General features: G+C 68.4%; 19 protein-coding genes and 1 pseudogene. 15 read left to right on the forward strand and 5 right to left on the reverse strand.

Translation table 11 applies throughout. The features are described from left to right. Positions 1-26: 26 nt before the first annotated feature. Positions 27-1,046, reverse strand: coding sequence for a helix-turn-helix transcriptional regulator (locus ACIA75_RS06735; RefSeq protein ID WP_397100627.1), 1,020 nt, complete (start codon positions 1,044-1,046; stop codon positions 27-29). A gap of 111 nt (positions 1,047-1,157) precedes the next feature. On the opposite strand from ACIA75_RS06735, the gene ACIA75_RS06740 reads away from it, so the two are divergent. From ACIA75_RS06740 to ACIA75_RS06765, 6 genes and pseudogenes are all read left to right on the forward strand, one after another. Further along, positions 1,158-1,625 carry a VOC family protein gene (locus ACIA75_RS06740; RefSeq protein ID WP_397101015.1) on the forward strand — a complete coding sequence of 156 codons (468 nt, stop codon included), beginning with the start codon at positions 1,158-1,160 and terminating at the stop codon, positions 1,623-1,625. 77 nt (positions 1,626-1,702) lie between these two features. Beyond that, positions 1,703-1,846, forward strand: a pseudogene (locus tag ACIA75_RS06745) (aldo/keto reductase); the annotation flags it as partial. Then, positions 1,830-2,018 carry a hypothetical protein gene (locus ACIA75_RS06750; protein ID WP_397101024.1) on the forward strand — a complete coding sequence of 63 codons (189 nt, stop codon included), beginning with the start codon at positions 1,830-1,832 and terminating at the stop codon, positions 2,016-2,018. The pseudogene ACIA75_RS06745 and the gene ACIA75_RS06750, both read left to right, overlap by 17 nt. A gap of 536 nt (positions 2,019-2,554) precedes the next feature. After that, entirely contained in the window at positions 2,555-3,427 is an 873-nt protein-coding gene (locus tag ACIA75_RS06755) for a hypothetical protein (protein WP_397100629.1), read from the forward strand. A gap of 180 nt (positions 3,428-3,607) precedes the next feature. Next, positions 3,608-3,838 carry a hypothetical protein gene (locus tag ACIA75_RS06760; protein ID WP_397100631.1) on the forward strand — a complete coding sequence of 77 codons (231 nt, stop codon included), beginning with the start codon at positions 3,608-3,610 and terminating at the stop codon, positions 3,836-3,838. Positions 3,839-3,964: 126 nt separating this feature from the next. Continuing rightward, positions 3,965-4,144, forward strand: coding sequence for a hypothetical protein (locus ACIA75_RS06765; RefSeq protein WP_397100633.1), 180 nt, complete (start codon positions 3,965-3,967; stop codon positions 4,142-4,144). 64 nt (positions 4,145-4,208) lie between these two features. Here the strand turns inward: ACIA75_RS06765 and ACIA75_RS06770 are convergent, their stop codons facing one another. Continuing rightward, positions 4,209-4,631: a MarR family winged helix-turn-helix transcriptional regulator gene (locus ACIA75_RS06770; RefSeq protein ID WP_397100635.1), complete on the reverse strand. Its 423-nt coding sequence runs from the start codon at positions 4,629-4,631 to the stop codon at positions 4,209-4,211. A gap of 107 nt (positions 4,632-4,738) precedes the next feature. On the opposite strand from ACIA75_RS06770, the gene ACIA75_RS06775 reads away from it, so the two are divergent. Further along, positions 4,739-5,662 (forward strand): alpha/beta hydrolase, encoded by a 924-nt coding sequence (locus ACIA75_RS06775; protein ID WP_397100637.1) that lies wholly within the window; start codon positions 4,739-4,741, stop codon positions 5,660-5,662. Between the two features lie 62 nt (positions 5,663-5,724). Here the strand turns inward: ACIA75_RS06775 and ACIA75_RS06780 are convergent, their stop codons facing one another. Further along, positions 5,725-6,672 carry a LysR family transcriptional regulator gene (locus tag ACIA75_RS06780; RefSeq protein ID WP_397100639.1) on the reverse strand — a complete coding sequence of 316 codons (948 nt, stop codon included), beginning with the start codon at positions 6,670-6,672 and terminating at the stop codon, positions 5,725-5,727. 130 nt (positions 6,673-6,802) lie between these two features. On the opposite strand from ACIA75_RS06780, the gene ACIA75_RS06785 reads away from it, so the two are divergent. The 7 genes from ACIA75_RS06785 to ACIA75_RS06815 all read left to right on the forward strand — a co-directional run bounded on the left by ACIA75_RS06785 (position 6,803) and on the right by ACIA75_RS06815 (position 14,570). Next, complete coding sequence (locus ACIA75_RS06785; protein ID WP_397100641.1) at positions 6,803-7,873, forward strand: LLM class flavin-dependent oxidoreductase; 1,071 nt, start codon at positions 6,803-6,805, stop codon at positions 7,871-7,873. Between the two features lie 207 nt (positions 7,874-8,080). Then, positions 8,081-8,482 (forward strand): GNAT family N-acetyltransferase, encoded by a 402-nt coding sequence (locus ACIA75_RS06790; RefSeq protein WP_397100643.1) that lies wholly within the window; start codon positions 8,081-8,083, stop codon positions 8,480-8,482. Positions 8,483-8,599: 117 nt separating this feature from the next. Then, positions 8,600-9,904 (forward strand): glutaminase, encoded by a 1,305-nt coding sequence (locus ACIA75_RS06795; RefSeq protein WP_397100645.1) that lies wholly within the window; start codon positions 8,600-8,602, stop codon positions 9,902-9,904. A gap of 161 nt (positions 9,905-10,065) precedes the next feature. Then, positions 10,066-10,539 (forward strand): carboxymuconolactone decarboxylase family protein, encoded by a 474-nt coding sequence (locus ACIA75_RS06800; RefSeq protein ID WP_397100647.1) that lies wholly within the window; start codon positions 10,066-10,068, stop codon positions 10,537-10,539. Further along, positions 10,536-11,531: a pirin family protein gene (locus ACIA75_RS06805; protein WP_397100649.1), complete on the forward strand. Its 996-nt coding sequence runs from the start codon at positions 10,536-10,538 to the stop codon at positions 11,529-11,531. The genes ACIA75_RS06800 and ACIA75_RS06805 overlap by 4 nt, the downstream gene beginning before the upstream one ends. Before the next feature lie 361 nt (positions 11,532-11,892). Beyond that, positions 11,893-12,210: a DUF222 domain-containing protein gene (locus ACIA75_RS06810; RefSeq protein WP_397100651.1), complete on the forward strand. Its 318-nt coding sequence runs from the start codon at positions 11,893-11,895 to the stop codon at positions 12,208-12,210. A gap of 176 nt (positions 12,211-12,386) precedes the next feature. Next, complete coding sequence (locus tag ACIA75_RS06815; RefSeq protein WP_397100653.1) at positions 12,387-14,570, forward strand: SMI1/KNR4 family protein; 2,184 nt, start codon at positions 12,387-12,389, stop codon at positions 14,568-14,570. Here the strand turns inward: ACIA75_RS06815 and ACIA75_RS06820 are convergent. Both ACIA75_RS06820 and ACIA75_RS06825 read right to left on the reverse strand, forming a co-directional pair. After that, a complete protein-coding gene (locus tag ACIA75_RS06820) occupies positions 14,551-16,032 on the reverse strand; it encodes an MFS transporter (protein WP_397100655.1) in 1,482 nt (493 codons plus the stop codon). The genes ACIA75_RS06815 and ACIA75_RS06820 overlap by 20 nt on opposite strands. Positions 16,033-16,276: 244 nt before the next feature. After that, complete coding sequence (locus tag ACIA75_RS06825) at positions 16,277-16,912, reverse strand: TetR/AcrR family transcriptional regulator C-terminal domain-containing protein (RefSeq protein WP_397100657.1); 636 nt, start codon at positions 16,910-16,912, stop codon at positions 16,277-16,279. A gap of 70 nt (positions 16,913-16,982) precedes the next feature. Here ACIA75_RS06825 and ACIA75_RS06830 point away from each other — a divergent pair, with 70 nt between their 5' ends. Continuing rightward, positions 16,983-17,942, forward strand: coding sequence for a zinc-binding alcohol dehydrogenase family protein (locus ACIA75_RS06830; protein WP_397100659.1), 960 nt, complete (start codon positions 16,983-16,985; stop codon positions 17,940-17,942). The last annotated feature ends 28 nt before the right edge of the window (positions 17,943-17,970 follow it).

The following is a 17,970-nucleotide window of genomic DNA, read 5'->3' on the forward strand; positions in this document are numbered from 1 at the left end:
GTACCGCTGCCGCCGCGCGCGAAGCGTCAGGTACGGGACCGCCTCGGCGAGCGCTGTGCCCGGTCTGCTGCGCGTCCCGCACGACGGGCGAGATCGGCGAAAGCGTCCCGGAGTTGCTGCGGGCCGACGACCTCTATCTCGGCGTCGAAGCGCGCCAGTTCGGCGGCGAGTGCGGCCCAGGACCAGGAACCGGTGTGCAGCCTCGTCCGCGTCGGACTCAGTTCCTCGGCGACATCGTCGCCGGCGAACGGCGCCACCCGGGTGATGGGGAGGTCGAGGATCACCTCACCGCGGCACGGCCAGGTGTTCGCACTGCCGGAGCCTTTGAACCGGGCGGCGAGGAATGCGGCGATATCGTCACCCGGCGGCTGCCGGGGTGTGAAGCGGGGGCCGTTGGGGACCCGGAGGGTCATCCGGTCGGCGCGGTAGACCCGCCAGTCCGCACGGTCGGGTGCCCATCCGATGAGGTACCAGCGGCCACTCCGGGCAACGAGGTGGTGGGGCTGTATCCGGCGAGGCGGTGCCGCGCCGGTATCTGCCGGCTGCGCCGGCGACCGATAGTCGAACCGCACTTCCTCCCGGGATCGGATGGCGGCGCTCAGCGCGAGCAGGACCTGGGTATCGGCCTGCGTATCGCGCCCGCCCGGGCCGATCGCGGTGATCTCGAAGGTGTCGACGCGCTGCCGCAGCCGGGACGGCAGGACCTGGCGGACGGTCGCCAGGGCACGCGCGGCCGCCTCTTCGATACCGGCGCCCGTCCCGGCGGCATTGCGCAACGCCACGGTCAGCGCGACCGCCTGCTCGTCATCGAACAGCAGCGGCGGTAGTTCGCTGCCTGCTCCGAGCCGGTAACCACCGTCGGGCCCCTTGGCCGCCGCGACGGGGTAGCCGAGTTCGCGCAGTCGATCGATGTCACGGCGCACCGTGCGTTCACTGACACCCAGCCGCTGGGCGAGCAGCCCGCCCGGCCAGTCACGGCGGACCTGCAGCAGCGAAAGCAGCGAAAGCAGGCGGCGGGAGGTCCCCGTCGATGAGGCGGTCGGCATGCCGTCAGACTGCCAGAAGTAGCGGACGTTCCCTGTCCTGTACCGGTGACAGGGTGGCTTTCGGCGCCGGAGATCACCGGCGGCGAAACCACCTCCGAAGGACGGATCACGATGTCGGTAAACGCTGTTGCCCACCTGAACTTCCACGGTCGGGCGCGTGCGGCCCTGGAGTTCTATCAGTCGGTGTTCGGTGGGCAGGCCACCGTCGTCACCTACGGAGATTTCGGGATGCCCGCCGAGCTTCCCGACGCCCCCAATGTGGCGTTCGGCCAGGTCGTCGCCGACAACGGCTTCCGGGTCATGGCCTACGACGTGCCCGGCACGGACGCTCCGGAGGCCCCGGGTACGCCCACCACCCGCCGCGAGAACGGCGCCACCATCACCGAGGAGCCGTTCTTCCTCTCCGTCCGCGGCGAGACCGTCGACGAGGTCGGCGCGCTGTGGAAACGCCTCGCCGACGGCGCCAGGGTCATCGAGGAATACGGCCCGGCCCGGTGGGCGCCCGCCTTCGGGATGCTGACCGATCGCTTCGGTATCACCTGGGTCCTCGATGTCGCGGCCGAGTACGACCGGGCCTGACGCCCACCTCACTCCGCCGGGGGCGCGGCCGCGCCCCCGGCGGGCGACCGTTTCGAAGACCCCACAGGAGCTACCCCATGCGCACTCGCCCACTCGGCCGCACCGGTATCCAAATCAGTCCCTATGCCCTCGGGACCATGAAGTTCGGGCGATTCGGTAATCCCGACCACGACGAGTGCGTGCGCATCGTCCACCGGGCGCTCGATGCCGGGATCAATGTCCCTGCTCGCGGGAACAAGCGTCGCCCTCGACGCCGACCTGCTCGATCGTATCGACGAAATCGTGCCCCCGGGAACCGACACCGGGCCGGTCGACGTGGCCTATGTCCCGCCGCAGCTTCAGCACCCGGATCTGCGCCGCCGCCCGACAGCCGATCGGGCCGCCGCCGGGTGAACCGCACCGCATACCGACGCGTCCTGTCCGCAGTGCGCCTGCTCACGGAAACGAATTCGAGTACTCGACGTGGGTCCGGTCACAGGCTCTATTCGGCACGCGGCGGATTTCGGAGTTCGTATCCGGGTGAAAACTGTTCGAGTGCACGGTGTTTCGATCGGTGGTGGCAGAGCCGGCAACCTCGGGTCCGTTGCTATGTTACCGAAAGGTATTGTGGCGCCGCTCTCTTATCGCCCGAATGCCACTTGACCTGCAAGAGTGGTGTTCTAGTCTGGTGAATGTCGATGAGCGACAAGAGCTCATCCGGGATGCGATGCGCACCCTGACAATTCGCGCGGTAAGGCGAAACGGTGGACCTCGAGGTCGAGACCAGAAATACGTCGGAATATTCACCCCACGGCCGGGACGGAAATGTCGAGCGACCGGCTTCCGAATTCCGATTCGATTGGAAATGCTGGTCCGTAGCGACCCTGAGCCTGCTCACTTTCGCCCTTCTATTCCAGCCCTGGCTAACGGCCTCGGGCCCGCACGGTGACGTGCGCGCCGATGCTTTCGGCCGGATCGACGGCTCGGTTCCCGCACTGCGCACCGTCGGCGAGCGCCTGACCGAAGGTGTTGTTTCCCTCAGCGGGCTGTGGGGCGTGCTGTCCGGCGCCGCCGCGTTGGCCGTCGTCTTCGGGGTGTGGCTGTCCCGGAGGTCCGCTGCCGGACTGGTGCTGATGATCGGCGCCAGCGTGGCCAACGCCGTATTCGTCCCGGTCACACTGCTGTATCTCCACGACAAGGCACCGGAGATACGTGCGATGACCGAAGAGCACGACGAACTGCGGACCGCTCTGGGCGATATCGTGACCACTCTCCTCGGCGGCGGCCCGGAGTCCGGAGCCGGCGCGACTCAGCAGGCAACCGCCGCTCTGACGAATCAAGGATTCGCGTGCGGTCTGGTCGCGGTGGTCACGGCCGTGATCGCCATCAGTATGGGTAACCGGTTCCGTTCGATCGTCAGTGGTGCCGGCACCCGCAACGAGGTTTCGCAGCGGTCCAGGACCGGAGAACCGCCGGCCCGCCGCCGGGAGGCGGCCCATGATGTCGAGGACGTTCTGAAGCGGCTCGAACTTGCCGTGCCGCTCGGTCACGCCTCGCACCCGGTTCGGGCCGACCTGGATGATCAGCCGGGTGAAGCCGGCAAGCAGCGAATCCTGCCGCGGGCAGCTGTAGCCCGCCGCAACGACAACCAGGCCGGTCAAACCCGTCGTGAACGGCCGACCGCTCGGCGTGCTCGGCCGCGCCCCGCGAACCGGGCGTCCGCCACACCGCAGCCCGCCACCGGCGCGGCCGCTCCCCGGAGCGGCCGGTGGGCCCAGCCGGCGCCCGCAAGCATCGCCCAGCGTCAACGCACACAGCGGTGAACCTGTTGCCGCGTAGTCCCGACCGGCGCGGGCGCTCACCGGCCGGGGCGCCGTTCCACGGGGGGCGCCGGTGTTACGCCGAGAGCTGAAGTCGGTTGCCCGGCAACGGCCGAGCGGGTTGGATGGGAACGGGTCGGGAATATTCCGCAACCGCGGCAAGAACCATTGGGAGATACCACGATGACACGTCTTTTGTCGGGCAGCATCGCCGTCGCGGCGATCGCGATCGGCGCCGTAGCCGGTGCGGCGCAGGCCAGTGCCGGTACCGGGCTGCCGCTGCAGCCGGCGACGAATGTGACCGCACCGTCCGCCGAAGCGGTGCAGTTGCCCACCGCGCCGGGCTCCTCGGCCAACGAAGCGCAGGCGATGCAGCAGCTGGCAACAATGCTGTCGAGCCTGTCCGCGGCCTGACCGCAGTGACTACGCCGGCCCGGCTCTCGTCGATGCGAGAGCCGGGCCGTTTGCGTACCCCAGGTCCAGGACACGATCCGTGCGGCGGCATTGCTACCCGGGGCGTCGTGGGCGGACACTGGAGGAATGGTTGACAGAGAGCAGCGCACACCTTTCTACGGGGTGGTGTTGATTCTCGTGGCGCTCGGTGCGGCGATGGCGGTCAGCTACTACGGGCCGACTTGGTTCCGCGTCACCGTGTACATCCTCGCGGTGCTGGTTTTCCTGGTCGGTGGCGTGATGACCTTCCGGGACTACTCGCACTGACGTCGCGAATGCCGATGGCGTCGCCCTGGTCGGACAGGGCGACGGGTGGCGGCGCGGTCGCGGATCATGTTTCGGCCGGCTCGAGGAGTGTCACCAGGATCCGGCGCAGCTCGTCGCGGTCGCGCTGATCGAGGGGCTCCATGATGGCGGAGAATCCCGCGCCGAGAGCGTCGAGTGCCCGGTCGAGCACCTGACGGCCGCGTTCGGTGGTCGCCAGGCGGTGGCGGCGCAGGTCCTCTTCGTCGATTTCCCGCTGCACGAAACCCTTGCCGACCAGGCTGCGCAGATACATGGTCACGCTCGCCTTCGGGAGCATCAGCTTCGCCGCCAGGACCGCGGGGTATCGGCAGCTGTCCACCTCGTCGAGGACGAAGAATTCCTTTGTCTCCAGTCCCAGTTCGTCGAAGGTGTCAACGCAGGAGTTCATCACCACGGTCAGGAGCCGCTGGTTCAGCTTCCACAGTTGCGCCGCATCGTCCGCCGGCATGGCCCGCCCCTCTCGAAGTGGTACAGTATTAAACTAGTTCGATAATGAACTAAGTTTGACAGTGAACTGTCTACTTCCTGTACAGGATAGGGGAAGGTTCCCGGCTCATGCCGCTGCAGCACATCGCCATTCCGCGAGGCTCCTTCGATCTCGCGGCAGATCTCCATCTCCCCGGCGACTTCGATGCCTCCCGACCGCACGCCGCCGTCGTGCTCGCCACGCCCGGAAGCAGCGTCAAAGAGCAGATCGGCGCGAACTACGCCGCCCGGCTCGCGGACAACGGCCTCGTCGCGCTCGTATTCGATCCCGCCTACCAAGGACAGAGCGGCGGCGAGCCACGCGACCTGGAAGACCCGTACCGCCGCGGCGAGGACATCTCCTATGCCATCGACGCCCTCACCCTGGTCCCCGGCGTCGACCCGGCCCGTATCGGCGTTCTCGGGATCTGCGCGGGCGGCGGCTACGCCGTGCACACCGCCCGCACCGACCACCGCATCAAAGCCGTCGGCACTGTCGTGGCCGCCGATATGGGCGCCGCCTTCCGGAGCTTCACCCCGAACGGCCCGGCCGCAGCGCTGGACGAGCTGGCCGAGGCGCGCACCAGGGAGGTCCTCGCCGGCCAGTTGAACCGCGTCAACTGGCTACCCGACACGCTCGCGGACGCCCAGGCGGCCGGCATCACCGATATCGACACCACGCAGGCGATCACCTACTACCGCACCCCGCGCGGCCACAGCCCGCACTCGACCAACCGGCGCCTCGCACGCAGCGAATCACTCACCCTCGGCTACGACGCGTTCGCGCACGTGGCGGAGTTGCTCACGCAGCCGCTCGCGGTCGTCCTGGCCGGACGCAAAGGCAACACCGGCTCCTACGAAGCGGGTATGCGGCTCTGGGAGATGGCACCGAACCCCGTCGACCTGTACGTGGTCGAAGGTGCGGGTCACTACGAAATGTACGACGTGCCCGAATATATCGACCGAGCGATCGCCCGCCTCGTCCCCTTCTACCGCAACCACCTGGCCGCGTGACCCGGCCGGGACACCCTGCACCCCGACGGCGCCGGCGACCTGCTGCAGTGACCGTTCACCCGTTACCGGGGTGGCGCCGTGATCGGGTTGCGTAGCCACTTGTTGTGTTCGGCGCATCGCCGGGCGGTGGTGAGGACGTTGGCAATGGCGGGCGAGGGATCGTTCGCGGGCCAGACCACCGAGAGTTCCGCCAGGATCGGCGGGTCGACGATATCGCGGAGGATGATGCCGGTTCCGGTCTTCGCGGCGTGTTCGGCGAACGATGCGGGGGCCAAGCCGACCTCGCGTCCGCCGGCGAGCCGGGCGAGCATGGCGTATACCGGCGGTTCTTCGAACGCGCAGATCTCGGGTGTGAAGCCCGCTTCGTGGAATGCGGTGACGATGCCGTCGTAGTAGGCGGGCGCGAGCTGGCGCGGGAAGAGCAGCAGCGTCTCGTCGCGGAGGGCGGTCACCGGGATTCGCGGTGTGCCGGCGAGGCGGTGTCGAGTGCTGAGGAGTGCGGAAACGGGCTCTTCGCGGAGGATCTCGCCGGCTACCCCGTCGACGAGCTGTGGTGAGAGGGCGAGACCGATGTCCAGGTCGCCGGCCCGGACTCGTTCGGGAATCTCGGCGCTGAAGTACTCTCGCGGGTCAACTACGAGATCGGGGTGGTCTTCGCGGAGGGCGTCCAGAAGTGTGGTGAGCGTGTCGAAGCCGGTAACGGGGGTGTAGCCCAGCCGGATCGTTGTCGCGATCCCGGACCCGGCCAGCCGGGTGAGTTGGACGGCTTGTTCCAGTGCTGCCAGGGCTTTCGGTGCCTCGCGGACCAGTGTCCGGCCTGCGGCGGTGAGCTGCACCCGGCGGCTGGAACGCGTGAAGAGCGGGGTTCCGAGGGTCTCTTCGAGTTTGCGGATCTGATGGCTCAGGGACGGCTGGGCGATGTAGAGACGCGTGGCCGCGCGACCGAAGTGGAGTTCCTCGGCTACGGCCATGAAGTAGCGGAGCAGGCGGGGGCTGATATCGATAGGCAAATCCTACCGATGGGCGTCCGAACAAGTCTTGGACGCCCGCTGGATGGCCGCCGTACGGTCGTTTTCAGGCCACGCGAGACGTTGCCGGCCGGTCGGGTCGGCGGCCGCTGAACCGGAGGAATTGCACACGATGGACGTTTCGCAGCTCGAGTTCGGTATCGACAGCTTCGGCGACCTGCCCCGCAACGATCGCGGTGAGATCGTCTCGCATGCGCAGGCGATCCGCGCCGTGGTGACCGAGGCGGTGCTGGCCGATCAGGCCGGCATCGACGTGATCGCGTTGGGTGAGCACCACCGGCCGGACTACGCGATCTCCAGCCCGGAAACGGTCCTGGCCGGGATCGCGACCGCCACGAAGCGGATCCGGCTCGCCTCGGGCGTGACGGTGCTGTCCTCGGACGATCCGGTGCGGGTCTTCCAACGGTTCGCCACCGTGGACGCACTTTCCGGCGGCCGGGCGGAGGTGATCCTCGGACGGGGGTCCTTCACCGAGTCGTTCCCGCTGTTCGGGTACGACCTGAAGGACTACGAGGTGCTGTTCGAGGAGAAGATCGACCTGTTCCACAAGCTGCTGGACGAGACGCCGGTCACGTGGGAGGGCACTACCCGCGCCGCCCTGCACGATGCGGACGTGTACCCGAAGACCGAATCGGGACGACTCGCCACCTGGGTGGGGGTCGGCGGATCACCCCAGTCCGTGCTCCGCACCGCCTACTACGGGTTCGGGCTCATGCTCGCCGTCATCGGCGGCGACCCCAGCCGGTTCGCCTCCTATATCGACCTGTACCGGCGGGCGCACGAGCAACTCGGCACCACCGCACAGCCGGTCGGGATGCACTCGCCCGGGTTTGTCGCCGCCACCGACGAAGAGGCCAAAGAGCTGTTCTACCCCGGGTACCGGGAAATCCGCGACCGCATCGGTGCGTTGCGCGGCTGGTCACCGCTGAGCCGGGAAGAATTCGATGCCGAGGTGGCACACGGGTCGCTCCACGTCGGTTCGGTGGATACGGTCGCGACCAAGATCGCCCAGGCGATCCGGGCGCTGGATGTGGGCCGGTTCGACATGATCTACTCCGCCGCCGGCACAGTTTCCGCCACCGCCCGGTTACGGTCGGTCGAGCTGTACGGCACCCGGGTCATCCCCCGGGTCCGCGAGATTCTGGCCGAACAGCCCACCGTCACAGTGGGGGTGACACGGTGACCGCCCGTCACGACGATCGGGATCCTGGGGCCGGGAAAGATCGCGCTGATCACCGGGGTTCTCCCGCCCGGCACCCATGAGCCGACAGTCAGCAACGCTGCCGGAGGCCGAACCGGATCCGGTCTGTTCCCGGTTCCCACACGACGACTCGGCAACGGTGCACACCATGGCCCGAGCCGCGACGCCGTCTTACGAGAGGAGACCCAGATGGCCGAGGTATTGATCGACAACACCGGTGCATCCGTGACGATCGAACTCGATATCGCCGACCCGGTCAGCTCCTATTCCGTGAGCCTCGCCGAGGGAGCACCCGTCGGCAGGGCCGATTTCGTCGACCCGCCCGGAGCAGCCGCTGAGCGGATCTTTTTTCACACCGAAGTAGATGAGGAATTCGGCGGACGGGGACTGGCCGGGCTGCTGGTGCGTGCGGCGCTGGCAGACAGCATTCGCAACAACCTCACCGTTGTGCCGGTGTGCCCGCTGTTCGCTCGCCATCTGCGGACGCACGGCGATGAATTCGTCGCGGCCGGAGGTAAGTTCCGTCGGCCGGCACCCACCGACATCGCCCTGGTCACGCGCGCTACCCGGAGCGGGCATGAGATCCGCTAGCTTTACACATCGACGCCGTGATTCGGTGCGCGGTTTACCGACGTCGGGACGGCACATGACGACCTCGGCGCTGACGTCACAGCGCAGCAGGTCACACGCCTGCAGGGAGGACCACGAATGCGGTCGGTTGTTCCCGACTACCTGATCGAGGCACTCGGCGATGTGGAGCCGGACATCTCCGGAGAGCGGGCGGGGTATATCCCCGAACTCGCGGCAGCGGACCCCGAGCGCCTCGGCGCGGTCTTCGCCACCGTCGACGGCGCGGTCTACGGCGCCGGCGATATCGATACCGAGTTCACGATCCAATCGATCTCCAAGCCGTTCGCCTACGCGATGGCACTGGCCGATCGCGGGTTCGCGCCGGTGCTCGCCAAAGTCGGTGTCGAGCCGTCGGGAGAGGCGTTCAACCAGATCTCCCTCGAAAGCGATACCGGTCGCCCCTACAACCCCATGATCAACGCCGGGGCGATCACCGCGCATTCGCTGGCCGGCTCGGCGGAACTGACTCCGGCAGAGCGCGTGGAGCGGGTCGTCCACGGCCTGTCGGCGTTTGCCGGTCGCCGGCTGACGATAGACGAGGCGGTGTGCGCGTCGGAGCTGGAGCACGCGCACCGCAACCTCGCCATCGCACATATGCTCCGCAATTACGACATCCTCACCGAGGATCCGACGGCCGTCGTCGACGGCTACACCCGCCAGTGCTCCGTGCTCGTCACCACACGAGACCTGGCCGTGATGGCCGCGACATTGGCCAACCGCGGGGTCAATCCGCTCTCGGGTGAGCGGGTGATACCCGAACCGGTGGTGCGCCGAGTGCTGAGCGTCATGTTCACCTGCGGAATGTACGACGCGGCCGGTGACTGGGCGACCCAGGTCGGTATTCCGGCGAAAAGCGGGGTGGCCGGGGGCCTGATCGGCGCGCTCCCCGGCCAGATCGGCATCGCCACGTTCTCACCACGACTGGACCGTCATGGGAACAGCGTTCGCGGGGTGGCGCTGTTCGAACGATTCTCCTCGGATATGGGTCTGCATGTGATGGAGGTCCCGGCAGCGGCGCGCGCGGTCGTGCGATCCAACCACGTCGTCGGCCGTGGACCGGACGCGATCCGAGTCCTCCAACTGCAGGGCGGGATCGGCTTTGCCGCAGCCGAGCGAATAGTTCGCGAGGCAGTGGACACCGCGCCCGTAGAAGCCAAGGTGGCTTTGGACCTCACGATGGTCTATTCGATCGACGATGTGGGCCGGCGCATGCTGTTGGAGGTCGTGCGCCGGCTCACGCTGGACGGTCACGAGGTCTACCTCGTCGACCCGGAAGCGATCGTGCCCGATCCCGATCCCGGCGAGGGTGGCCGAGTCACCGTCGTAAGAAATATCGAACAAGCCGAAAAGGAAAATCATGGGTTACCTCACCACCGGGGATGAGAACAGCCCCGGTGGACCCTGAAGAGCGTGGACGGCGCTCGACGAGAATGCTGAGCACGGCGCCGAAACCCCGATGTTCACGGATCCGGCACCGGCGTCGAGATAGACATACTCGAGAGCGGAAGACGGGTGTGTGCTGTCGCCGCGGAAATGGAGACACGATGCGTCCGTCCTTGGACAAGGTGATGCCCGAGGCGTGGAAGGCCGCGGAAGCGTTCTCGTCGGCGATTCGAGAGGCGACGTTGCAGCGCGGACTCTCGGTCCAGGAGTCCGAGTTCATCAAGTTGCGCGCATCGCAGATCAACGGGTGCGCGTTCTGCGTGGATCTGCATTCGCGCGCGGCGAGACGGGCCGGGATAGCGCAGCAGCAGCTGGACTTGCTGCCGGTGTGGCGGGAGACCGGATTGTTCGATGATCGGCAGCGGGCGGTGCTCGCGGTGGCCGAAGCCGCCACCTCGCTCCCCACCACCGACGAGTCGGAAGCCGATCTCGTAGGCGCCCGATCGGTTCTCGGTGAGGAGGCATTCGTCGCGGCCGAGTGGGTGGCGGTCACGATCAACGCGTTCAACCGGATCTCGATCCTCAGCCGGCATTCGGTGCGCCCCCGCGATAACGAAGGGAAGATCATTCGATGACCAATCTCGACACCCGCCCCGACCTGGAAGTCCTGGATCCCGGGCAACCGTGCACGGCGACCGAGATCCTCGAGCCGCGCCTCGTGCCCCTCGGCGGCGTGCGGGAGATGACCGTGTACCGGACCCTCCCGCAGCGGCAGCGGTCGCTGGTAGGGGCGTGGTGCTTTCTGGATCACTACGGTCCCGATGACGTCTCGGTAACCGGTGGCATGCAGATGCCGCGGCATCCGCACACGGGGCTCGCGACGGTGTCCTGGCTGTTCACCGGGCGCGTCGAGCATCTCGATTCCGGCGGCAACGCGGCCTCGGTCGTGCCGGGGGAGCTCAACCTGATGATCGCGGGCCGTGGCATCACCCATCAGGAGCTCAGCGACCCCGGGACGCGCACTCTGCACGGCGTGCAGCTCTGGTACGCGCTGCCGGACGAAACCCGCTTCAGCGACAACGCCTTCGCACACTACGCACCTGAGCCGGTGACGTTCCCCGGTGTCACGGCGCGGGTATTCATCGGATCCCTCCTCGGATCGGTCTCCCCGGTCGCCACACGAACCCCTGACCTGCTCGGTGCCGAACTGATACTCGAGCCCGGCGCCTCGGCACGGCTCACCGTGCGGGCCGACTTCGAACACGCGGTCCTCGCGGAGAACGCCGCGGTCACGGTGAACTCGGCCGCCGTCGACCATCGATCGCTCGCCTACATACCGCCCGGATCCGAGACGTTGGTCATCGCCGCGGGCGACACCGAAGCCCGCGTCATCCTCCTGGGCGGCGTCCCATTGCGGGAGCAGATCGTGATGTGGTGGAACTTCATCGGACGCGATCACGACGAGATCGCCGAGTTCCGCCGCCGCTACCAGGCCGAACTCGGTTTCGAACCTGCCGACCCGAGGGATGCCGGCAAACCTGCCCTGTTCGGCGAGTTCCCGCCCGGCAATCTGTCGCCACTGCCCGCTCCGCCGCTACCGAACTCCAGGTTGCTCCCGCGCGATTAGCGCGGGCGGGCCCGGCGACCATTCCGAACATCCGCTCTCGCTGGGCCTGTACACCCGCGCCCCGGTCGGCGGCGGCGCCGCTCGACGAACCCGCGAATGTCTCTGGGCCGCAGGGGTGTGAGTCCGGTACGAGACGGGCTTACGGCGTCGTGCGAGGTTCGGTTACAGCGAGGCCAGGCCATACGCGGTGCCCGACTCGATGGGCGAGTTGCGCGGGCCTGAGCACGGCTGGGCAGCGTGGCGCCGTTCACGACGGCTTCGGCGGCGAGTTCTGGTAGTGCCGCTGCGGCTGCCCGGACACGACATATCCTGACGGAGGTTTGTCGAACATATGTTCTATTCATGGGGTAGGGTCGGCGGGGTGAACACACATTCGACTGCATTGGCACCGCATGCGCCGGCGCGGGGATGGTCGGAACTGGCCGATGTCGACTTGCTGCGCACTCTCGTCGAAACCGAGCGCCACCGGCGGCGACTGGGTGCGGCCATGGTCGCCGCGGTCGCCGAGGCCGAGCGCCGTGGTCTCGCCGCCGACACCGGCTACCGCGATACGGCGGAGCTGTTGAGTGATCTGCTGCGGATCAGTACCTCCGAGGCGCGCCGGCGAATCGAATGCGCCGCTCCGCGAGCTCGATCGCGTTCCAGAAAGCCGTGGAGGGCGTTGGCGGCGGCGAGCTGAGCGCTGAGCCCGGGTCGTAGCCGCACGAGTCTGCCGGCCGAGGCGACGCGGGTGGTGACAGGTCACGAGGCGCCTTCGGAACGGCCCGCTGCCGGCGGTGCTCGGCGTGCACCGAGTTCGTCAGGCGGGGGGACCCGCGACGGCGACGTCGGACGGCGGAGGAAAGATCGAAGACCATGGGATCAGACATTCTGCACTGCAGGCTGTTCCGGCGTCCGTTGGACGCTCGGCACGGCTGGACTCGCGCCGGGCAGCTCTCGGTCCGGATCGAGCGGGGCGGGGTCGCCGCCGTCTTGACGGAAGTCGGCTGGCGCGCCGAGGACGGCGCCGAGACTTCCTTGACGTTGCCGGAGCTCGTGGGGAGCTACCGGTCACCGGACGGCGAGGTATGGGAGCTTCGCGGCGAGCCGGCGCCGGGAAGGGTGGGCGAGCTCGTGGATCCTGTTGTCTACCGGTTGTTCGAGGGCGACAACGAGCAGCCGTTGGCACAGCACCCGCAGAATCCGCTGCGACTGCTGCTGGACACCGGGGAGGGGCATCCCGTCCGGCTGTCGTGGCGGTCGGCCGGCGGGGAGAGCGGACACGTCGTCTTCGCGCCACCCTTTCAGGACGGTCACACCGCGCAGGTGGCCGACATCCAGGCCACGGCGGAGCACCCCGAGGTCGGCGAGGTGGCTCGCAACCTCCTCGACGGCTCGATGGCGACCAAGTGGTTCGCGCCGGTCCCCGAGGCGGACCTGGTGCTGCGGCTGACCACGAAGCGCACAGTTGTCAGTTACGAGCTGGACTCGGCCGACGACGCCCCGGACCGGGATCCCGGCGACTGGGAACTGCTCGGCTTCTGCGACGGTCACTGGATCGCGCTCGACGAACGCCACGGAGAACGATTCGGCAGGCGGCGCACGTCGCGGACGTTCACGGTCGCCCGGCCGCGCACCTGCGAACGGTACTGGCTGCGGATCCTCGGCAATGCCGGGTCGCCGCACCTGCAGCTGGGCGGACTGCGGTTCTTCACGGCGGAAAAGCCCGAGCCGCCACCGAAGTTCCTCGGCTGGTACCAGCGACCCGGCGAAGCCGCCGTCCCGCTGCACGGATTCCTGGTGCGGCAGGAGACAGCGTCCACACCGCTGCCACCCGGTCCCGCCGAGGACGCAGCCGAAGCGGTACGGGCGGCTCCACCGCGATGGCAGGACTGGATCACCGGCTACAGCGAACAATGGTTCCGGACGGCGAGCGATGTAGACCTCGAAGTCGCCGGGCTGCCACCCACCGGGCTCGTCCGGCCGCCGGCCGGCATTACGGCGATCGAGCGGGCCGAGGCCCGGCTGGGGCACCGGCTACCCGCGTCGCTGCGGTCGTTCTACCAGGTCACCGACGGCCTGCTCGAGGCCGGAGCGTTCGGCGAGCAGGTGTGGTCGCTGGCCGAGCTGGACTGGATGCGGGAGACGAATGCCGATCTGCTCGACCTCTGGGGCGTGTTCGTCGAGGACACCGGTCCGCAGGCGCGGGCGTTGCAGATCGGTGCGAACGACGACGGCGACTACTGGTTCCTCGACCCCGCCGACGTCCGCGACGGCGAGTGGGCCGCCTACACCTGGCATCCCGCGCACGGCGCCGACCCCGTACGTCACGACAGCTTTGCCGCCATGCTGGCCGATCAACGAACGACCCTCGAACGGGTCCGCGCCCACCAGGGCCGTCCCGCCCACCCGGAGGGCGCCGGCATCTTCCTCGCCGAGGGGCGTCACCTGGCGCTGGCCGGTGACGTGGTAGCAGCGCACGAAACCCTGAACCGCGCGATGAACGCCGGTTCGGCGGTAGCGGCCTATCTCGATGCGCAGGTCCGGCTGTTCGCGTTCCCCGGCGACTGGTACGAGGCAACCCTGCGCGACGGCGTACTCGGCAACGACCACGTGATGGCGGCCATCGACGACGATCACCTCCGCGGCGACCTCATCCCGATGTACCTGGCCCTGACCCGGCCCGACCAGGTCAGGCCCCCCGCCGCGTGGGCGCGGTGGCTCACCTCGTTCGTCCCCCGCCTCGCCGCGCGACCGGACCGGCCGGCCGGTGACGACGAGCAGGACGACCGGGCATGGGACGCCTTCGCGGCGGCACTTGCCGGCGATCCGGTTCCCGATCCCGGGCCCTTCGGCCGCGCCTGCGCCGTCGCCCGGGAACTCGTCGAGTTCGGGCGTCCCGACGAGGCCTGGACCGAACTGCGGAACGCACTGCCGTCCTGGCAACCGGATTCGCCGCTGCGGGTCGTGCCGACCGTCCTGATCACCGACCCCGTGTTGCGCACGATCATGACCCCGGAACGTCGCCTCATCGCCGCGATCACTCGCCGAGGCTCGTGAGTGACACTCCCCGCCGGCCATCGGCGGCGGTGAACCGGGACAATCGCCGGCGGGTCAGGCCGACGGCGAGCACGGTGGCGATCGCCAGCGTGGCGGTCGCGATCACGATGTAGCTGTACACGCCCGTCGCGGAGTTCACCGCGGTCCCGTCGATGATCGTCCGGGTGGACGAGAGCACGGCTGCACCCACGAACGTCATGACCACCGAGCCGACCGCGCCCACGACCGAGACCATGCTCGAGACCGCGGCCTGACGATCGGCCGGCACGAGCGACCCCGCCAGGTTGAAGCCGGTGGTCAGAAGCGCACCCATTGTGCATTGCAGCAGAAAAGAGCAGGCGATCGCGGCGGGCAGCCACGAGGCCCCGGTGAGCATCCCGGCGGCGCCGGCGGTGCCGACCGTCGTGGCGCCGGCCAGCGTGGCCGCCGGTCCGATCCGGGTGGCGAGCCAGCCCGAGAGCACTCCACCGACGACAACCCCGACGGCGGGAATCCCGAACAGCAGCCCCAGCATGCCCTGGGCGTCGAGCCCGTAACCGAGCTGCTGCTCGTGTGAGACCTGGGCGATCAGGCTGAGGAGCTGGTCCATGCTCTGCGTCGCTCCCGTAGCGAGCACGATGACGAGCAGTGTGAGCAGGAGGGGCCGCCCGAGGTTGCTGATGTCGATCACGGGATCGGCGGTCCGCCGGGAGTGCCGTACCCAGTACGCCAGCGTGACCAGACCGGCGCTGAGGAGGGTGAACGGGATAACACCGAACCAGCCGATCTCCGGCCCCAGGCTGATATAGCCGAGCACCGCGGTCAGGCCGGCGCCCAGTAGCAGGGCCCCGCCGGCGTCGAGCCGACCCGACGTCCTGGTCGTGGATTCGGGGATGACGACGCGCACGGCGACGGCGGCGACGGCGCCCAGTGCGGCTGCCGTCACGAAGATGACGCGGAAGCCGAACTCGGCAACCAGATTCTCGTAGAGGAAGGCGGCGCCGAAGTTGAGCACTGCGGTGCCGGTGGTGACGATCCCGACCGCGGGCATCGCGATCCGTGGTTCGCAGAGTTCGCGGACGATCGTGGCGGAGAGGAAGACCGACGCGATGACGGCGCCTTGGGCCAGGCGTCCGAGGGTGAATACCAGCAGGTTGGGAGCCATCACGCAGATGACGGAGCCGATACAGCCGATAAGCAGCGTGATGATTAGCATCCGGCGTTTGCCGCGCAGGTCGGCGCTCCGGCCCAGCAGCGGGGCCCACAGTGCGCCGGCGAGCACGGCGCTGGAGCTGATCCAGGCCGCCTGATCTGTCTGGAAGTGCTTGAGCATCTGCGGGAGGAAGAGCAGCGGCGCCACGATCACGGTATCCGCCATCAGGTTCCCGATGAGGAGTGCGGCGATCTGTGCGGCGAGGCGCGTGTTCCACCGTCTGTGCCGTGTCGTGCCAGGTGGCAGGCCGGTGTCCGGCGTGGTGTTCACGGAAGCTCCTTTGCGATGGCCGGGCCGTTTCAGCGCTGCCGCCACGGTCCGTTCCCGGGGGATTCCCTTCCCCGACGGGCATACCTTAACTAAGTTAAGGAGCGGTGGCAATCAGTCGACTGAACTTAGATAAGGAGGATGCAGGCGGCAGTCGTCATCGGATCCGATGTCGCGCCGGTGCGCGCGGAGTTCTCCGACCCCGGTGTAGCCGCCTGTTGTGACGGTCGGATCGGCTGACCGGCCGTCAGTGCAGCCGGGTCGCGAGCCCGTCGAGGAGAACGCCGAGCTGCCGTTCGAACCTCGGGTCGCCGTCGTCGCGGAGATGCCCGGCGGCCTTGACCAGTTCGGCCCCTTCGCCGAGCCACGCATCACGTCCGGCGAGCGAGTATCGAGCGGGGTCGGCGCCGGCGGACGGTCTGCGCTCCTGCTCTTCGATGACGAAGCCGACCACGAAGGCGGTGACCAGGTCGAGGGCGTCGTCGGCCTGGGGCAGTGAGAATCCGGCCGCGGTCAAGCGCTCGAGCCACGATTCTTTCGCCTTCACCACTTCGGGGTCGGCGAAACGCGTGCCGCTGAAGATGCGCGCCCCGTCCCGGTGCGTCAGATACTCCGACCTCAGGACGCGGGCGTAGGCGGCCATGTCGTCACGCCAGTCTTCGCCGCGCGGGATCGTCGCGAGGGCGTCGGTGACGCGTCGCATGACGAATGTGGCCATCTCGTCGAGGAGTTCCTGTTTGTTGCGGACGTGCCAGTACAGGGCGGGGGCCTTCACGTCGAGCCGGGAGGCGAGCGCGCGGACGGTGAGGGTGTCCATGCCCTGCTCGTCGAGCAGTTCGAGTGCCGCCGTCACGATCTGCTCCCGCGTGATTCCTTTTGCCACGGTTGACACTTTAACAAAGTTAAGGCACTGTTGCCGCCATCGGAGATTAACTTAGTTAAGGAGTCATCCCATGCGTGCTGCAGTCGTCAACACCCCCGACGCGACACCCGTCTGCGCGGACTTCCCGGATCCGGAACAGCGGCCGGGCCGCGCGCCGTTGAGCCTGGTGGGCGCCGGTTTGCACCACGTCGTTCGTGGGCAGGCATCCGGCCGCCACTACGGCAGCGGCCGGGCACATCCCCTCGTGCCGGGCGTCGATGCCGTGGCCCGGTCCGAGGACGGGCGGCTGGTCTACACGGGCTTCGCCCGGGCGCCGTGGGGGACTATGGCGGAACGGATGGTCACGCCGTTCGAGGCCGAGCTTCCCGCCGGGGCCGATCCGCTCGCTGTCGCCGCCGGTATGAACCCCGCCCTCTCCGGCTGGATGCCGCTGGTCGCCCGGCGCGAGGAGGCGGGCGAGCTCGGCACCGTACTCGTGCTCGGCGCGACCGGCGCATCCGGCGGCCTGGCGGTGCGGGCCGCGCTGTCCCTCGGAGCGAAACAGGTCGTCGCGGCCGGGCGCAACCGCGCAGCGCTGGAGCGGCTGAACGGCCCGGGGGTAGTGACCGTTGCTCTCGCACCGGACGCACCCGACGCCTGGTCGGCCACCCTCGGTGCGGCCGTCGCCGAGGCGCAGCCCACCCTGGTCCTCGACTATGTGTGGGGCACCGTCGCCGAGGCAGCCTTCGCGGCATTGGGAAGTTCCGGCCCGTCCGACAACAGCGTGCCGGTCGATTACGTGCAGATCGGCTCGCTCGCCGGAACCGAGGCGTTGCTGCCCGCGGCACTACTGCGCAGCCGCCGGATCCGGATCAGCGGCAGCGGCCTGGGCTCGGTCTCGAAGGAGCAGATGATCGCCGAGGTTCCCGCCATGCTCGCCCGGTTCGCCGACGGCACCTTCGACACGCCGTACACCGCGTACCCGCTCAGCCGCGTCGGCGAAGCCTGGGCGCATGAGGGTCGTACCCGGGCCGTCATCGTCCCGGATTGACCGGGAAGATTCGAGCGGAAGGGAATCG

This window comes from Nocardia sp. NPDC051750 (assembly GCF_044453135.1).
In the GTDB taxonomy this organism is placed as follows: Bacteria; Actinomycetota; Actinomycetes; order Mycobacteriales; family Mycobacteriaceae; genus Nocardia.